Source organism: Actinomyces denticolens, from assembly GCF_002072185.1.
GTDB classification, from domain to species: domain Bacteria; phylum Actinomycetota; class Actinomycetes; order Actinomycetales; family Actinomycetaceae; genus Actinomyces; species Actinomyces denticolens.
In genome coordinates this window covers 1-4,223 of sequence record NZ_MVIW01000070.1, presented here as the reverse complement: position 1 = coordinate 4,223, position 4,223 = coordinate 1, and the positions used below count along the sequence as shown (strand labels likewise).

Sequence of the window (4,223 nt, the reverse complement as noted above, 5' to 3'; positions counted from 1 at the left end):
CCACGCCCTCAAACAAGCCCTGAACAACCCCACCTACCACCCCACCACCTTGACACCCACAACATAGGAGCGCTGGTCCGCGGACCGGTCTCGATCGCCACTTCGACCGGTCTCGGTGATAAGTATGCGTGATGGAAGATCACAGTGCCGCGCGCCGCTACACCCCGACGCGGGGGCAGAGGGCCTCTGCCGCCAGCGCGCACTCCTCGCAGCGCGGAGAGCGCGCGCGGCACACGGCCCGGCCGTGCTCGATGAGGCGGTGGCAGCCGTCGGTCCAGCGCTCCGGCTCCCACAGCGCCGCGATATCGCGCTCCACGCGCAGCGGGTCGGCCTGCTCGGTCCACCCCAGGCGGCGCGCCAGTCGGCCCACATGGGTGTCCACCGTGATCGCGGGGATGGCGAAGGCGTTGCCGAGCACCACATGGGCCGTCTTGCGCCCCACCCCCGGCAGGGACATGAGAGCCCTCCGATCGGCCGGCACGACGCCATCGAAGCGCTCGGCCAGCTCCCGCCCCAGGCCGATGAGCCGCGCCGCCCGGGTGCGCTGCATCCCCAACGGCCGGATGATCCCCTCCAGCGCCTCCGGATCGGCGTCCGCCAGCGCGAAGGCGTCGGGGAACCGCGCGAAGAGCCCGGGAGTCACGGTGTTGACCCGGGCGTCCGTGGTCTGCGCGGACAGGACCGTGGCCACCAGCAGCTGATAGGGCCCGTCATGCTCCAGGGCGCAATGAGCGCCCGGATAGAGGGCCGAGAGCTCGTCATCGACGGCCCTGGCCCGCGCTGCGAGCGATTCCCTCATCCATCCCCTCCGCATCGTGCGCCGTTGCATCGGCCGCCAACTGTTGCGAGACTACAACCCGCGACTGCGTGCCTCATGTCACAAGGCGTGGCAGGATAGGCGTCAGTGCTCGCCCAGTTGCCTCCGGGGGATTCCCCCGGACAGCGATCGGACGCCATTGCGAGCCCGAGTACCACCGCACCGAATAGCACTGGAGGAGCTTCGTGGAAGACAGCATGATTTCCAGAATCCCACTTTTCGAGGGCATGAACCAGGAGGAGCAGGAGGAGCTGCGGGCCATGATGGCGCAGACAACCCTGCGCCGCGGCGAGACCCTGTTCAACGAGGGCGACCCCGGTGACCGGCTCTACATCCTGCTCAGCGGGAAGATCAAGCTCGGCCATGCCTCTTTGGACGGCCGGGAGAACCTCCTGGCGGTGCTCGGCCCCGGTGAAGTCGTCGGCGAGCTCACCCTGTTCGACCCGGGCCCCCGCTCCACCACGGCCACCGCCGTGGCCCCCACTGAGCTGCTGGCCCTGGAGCACAACCAGCTCATGAGCTTCATCGAGACCCACCCGGCCCTGGCCAAGGACATGCTGCGGGCGCTCGCCCAGCGCCTGCGTCGCACGAACGTCGCCCTGGCGGACCTGGTCTTCTCCGACGTGCCCGGGCGCGTGGCCAAGGCCCTCCTGGACCTCGCCGACCGCTTCGGCTCGGTCACCGACGACGGCGTGCACGTCCCGCACGATCTCACCCAGGAGGAGCTCGCCCAACTGGTCGGCGCCTCCCGCGAGACCGTCAACAAGTCGCTGGCGGAGTTCGTCTCGCGCGGCTGGATCCGGCTGGAGGGACGGGCGGTCACCCTTCTCGACGTCGACCGCCTGCGTCGTCGGGCCCGCTGAGATCGCACCGGGGGCGGAACGGCCCCCGCCCGCTCATCGTCGGCGGCGTCATCGCCGGCAGCGGCCGAGGGGCCGGCCCTCCGCGGGCCACTCCCTCGGTCGCATCATGACGGGCGACCGGCGCAGTCGCCCGCGTCGGCGATTCCGGGCGCTGACGCCCCTCCCGGCGGGCTCAGGCGCGGGGGCGCTTCATGTAGGCGACCAGGTTCTCCGAGCCGGTGGGGCCGGGGACGACCTGAACGAGCTCCCAGCCGTCGGCGCCCCACTGGTCGAGGATCGCCTTGGTGGCGTGGGTGAGCAGGGGGACAGTGGCGTATTCCCAAGTAGTCATGCCGCCAAGACTACGGGCCGGAGAGTCGGCCGGGAAGCGGCGGCCGGCAGGGGTCAGCGCACCCGCGCCAGGATCCTGGGAGCCCGGCGGGCGTGGATCTCGGCGACGAGCTCGTCGTCCTCGCGGCGCAGCCACTCGCCCCAGTCCTCGACCTCGGGGAAGCGGCGCAGCAGAGCGCGCCTCTCGCGCTCGGTCAGGCCGCCCCACACCCCGAAGGACGACTCGGAGTCGAGGGCCTCGGCGAGGCACTCCATTCTCACCGGGCAGGTGAAGCACAGGGTCCGCGCGTCTCGCTGCTCCGCACCCTTGCCGAAGAGCTGGTCAGGCTCCACATCCGCGCAGGCCGCGCGCGCCGCCCAGGTCTGGTCGATCATCCTCATCCCATCTCCAGCGGTCAGGTCCATCATCGTTGTCAGACCCGTCACATGTCCCGACGGTATGCCAGTCGGGCCCATTCCACCAAATCCTCTCCGACCGGCGCCGAGATGCAGATCCCGCTGGACGATGGCCGATAGCGGCCTGGACGCGACCTGAAGCCGGAGCGCCGTCGCGGGGCCGGTCATCCAGCACTCGGAGCACCGGGGGCGACCCGCGCCACCCACCCCTGCACGGAGTCCGCCGAGCACGTAGTCTGGGGGCATGTCGAAGACCTCAGCGCGCACCCTCGACTCCCAGCAGCTCCTGTCGGCGCTCCTCGCCTTCATCGTGATGTCCACCGTCGGCGGCGTGCTCGCCGCGGGCTTCGCCGTGCCCTTCGTGGGGGCGGCCAGCGTGGTCTCGAAGGCGTCGCTGGAGTTCTTCGAGGACCTGCCCGACGACTTCAAGGTGCTCGAGCCGAGCCAGGTGTCGGTCCTGCGGGCCTCCGACGGCACGGAGATCGCCCAGTTCTACGCGGAGAACAGGATCGTCGTCCCGCTGAGCGACATCAGCCAGAACGTGCAGAACGCCGTCATCGCCGTCGAGGACCAGCGCTTCTACCAGCACAAGGGCGTCGACCCCACCGGAATGCTGCGCGCCCTGGCCTCCAACGCCGCCGGCGCCGACCGCCAGGGCGCCTCCACCCTCACTCAGCAGTACGTGCGCAACGTCCTGGTGGAGGCCGGCATCCGCAGCGGCGACCCCACGAAGATCCGCGCGGCCACCGAGACGACGACGGCGCGCAAGCTCAGGGAGATCAAGTACGCCCTGACTCTGGAGAAGACCCTGCCCGACGCCAAGAACCAGATCCTCGAGGGGTACCTCAACATCGCCGCCTTCAGCCCGTCCACCTACGGGGTCGAGGCCAGCTCGCAGCACTACTTCAGCCACTCGGCCAAGGAGATGACCATCCCCGAGGCCGCGCTGCTGGCAGGCCTGACCAACGCGCCGGGCGCCTATGATCCGGTGGCCTACCCCGATCTGGCCAAGGACCGCATGGACTGGGTGCTCCAGAAGATGCTGGAGAACGAGTTCATCGACCAGGCCCAGTACGACCAGGGAGTGGCCACCCAGATCAGCGACATCCTGCATGTGACCAACCACGTCGGCGGGTGCGCCTCGGCGGGGTCCGCGGCCTACTTCTGCGACTACGTCGTCGGCGAGATCCAGAACTCCGAGCTCTTCGGCAAGACGGCCACCGAGCGCAACCAGCTCCTGCTGCGCGGGGGCCTGCAGATCACCACCACCCTGGATCTGAGCAAGCAGAAGGCCGCGGATGACACGATCGCCAACTACGTCCCCGTCGGCGATCCCTCGAATGTCAAGGGCGCCATCGTCGCCGTCGAGCCCGGGACGGGCAAGATCCAGGCGATGGCCCAGAACACCTCCTACGGGACGGACAGCAACGACTCCTCGATCTCCCAGATCTCCTTCTCCGCCGACTACAAGCACGGCGGCATCGAGAACAACGGCTTCCAGCCGGGCTCCTCGTTCAAGCCCTTCGTGCTCGCCGAGTGGTACCAGATGGGCAGATCCGGGTACGAGACGATGAACACCGATCCCACCACGTTCCCCGCCGGCAACTGGAACATCTCCTGCAGCGATGATTCCTACGTGGAGCAGTGGAAGGTCGGCAACGCCAACCCGGGCGAGGGCGGGACGCACTCGGTGGTGCAGTCCACGGCGATGTCGATCAACGTCGCCTACGCCAAGATGATCCAGCAGATGGATATCTGCGCGGTGACGGACCTGGCCGCCAAGATGGGCGTGACCAAGGCCGATGGCAGCCCCATCG

General features: G+C 69.1%; 5 protein-coding genes. 2 read left to right on the top strand and 3 right to left on the bottom strand.

What is annotated here, in order from left to right:
- Positions 1–157: 157 nt before the first annotated feature.
- Entirely contained in the window at positions 158–799 is a 642-nt protein-coding gene (gene nth, locus B1H55_RS11870) for an endonuclease III (RefSeq protein ID WP_307190143.1), read from the bottom strand.
- Between the two features lie 215 nt (positions 800–1,014).
- Between nth and B1H55_RS11865 the strand changes: the two genes are divergently transcribed.
- Positions 1,015–1,680, top strand: coding sequence for a Crp/Fnr family transcriptional regulator (locus B1H55_RS11865; protein ID WP_073454123.1), 666 nt, complete (start codon positions 1,015–1,017; stop codon positions 1,678–1,680).
- A 172-nt stretch (positions 1,681–1,852) separates the two neighbouring features.
- Here the strand turns inward: B1H55_RS11865 and B1H55_RS12445 are convergent, their stop codons facing one another.
- Complete coding sequence (locus B1H55_RS12445; RefSeq protein WP_017177631.1) at positions 1,853–2,011, bottom strand: Sp36 family protein; 159 nt, start codon at positions 2,009–2,011, stop codon at positions 1,853–1,855.
- Between the two features lie 53 nt (positions 2,012–2,064).
- Positions 2,065–2,391: a WhiB family transcriptional regulator gene (locus B1H55_RS11860; protein WP_073454163.1), complete on the bottom strand. Its 327-nt coding sequence runs from the start codon at positions 2,389–2,391 to the stop codon at positions 2,065–2,067.
- Between the two features lie 259 nt (positions 2,392–2,650).
- Here B1H55_RS11860 and B1H55_RS11855 point away from each other — a divergent pair.
- On the top strand, positions 2,651–4,223 hold a 1,573-nt coding region (locus B1H55_RS11855; protein ID WP_080461757.1), incomplete at its 3' end, for a transglycosylase domain-containing protein.

Bases quoted from the DNA above. Each gene is read 5' to 3' on its own strand.
- nth (WP_307190143.1), bottom strand. From the start codon at position 799: ATGAGGGAATCGCTCGCAGCGCGGGCCAGGGCCGTCGATGACGAGCTC.
- B1H55_RS11865 (WP_073454123.1), top strand. From the start codon at position 1,015: ATGATTTCCAGAATCCCACTTTTCGAGGGCATGAACCAGGAGGAGCAG.
- B1H55_RS12445 (WP_017177631.1), bottom strand. From the start codon at position 2,011: ATGACTACTTGGGAATACGCCACTGTCCCCCTGCTCACCCACGCCACC.
- B1H55_RS11860 (WP_073454163.1), bottom strand. From the start codon at position 2,391: ATGAGGATGATCGACCAGACCTGGGCGGCGCGCGCGGCCTGCGCGGAT.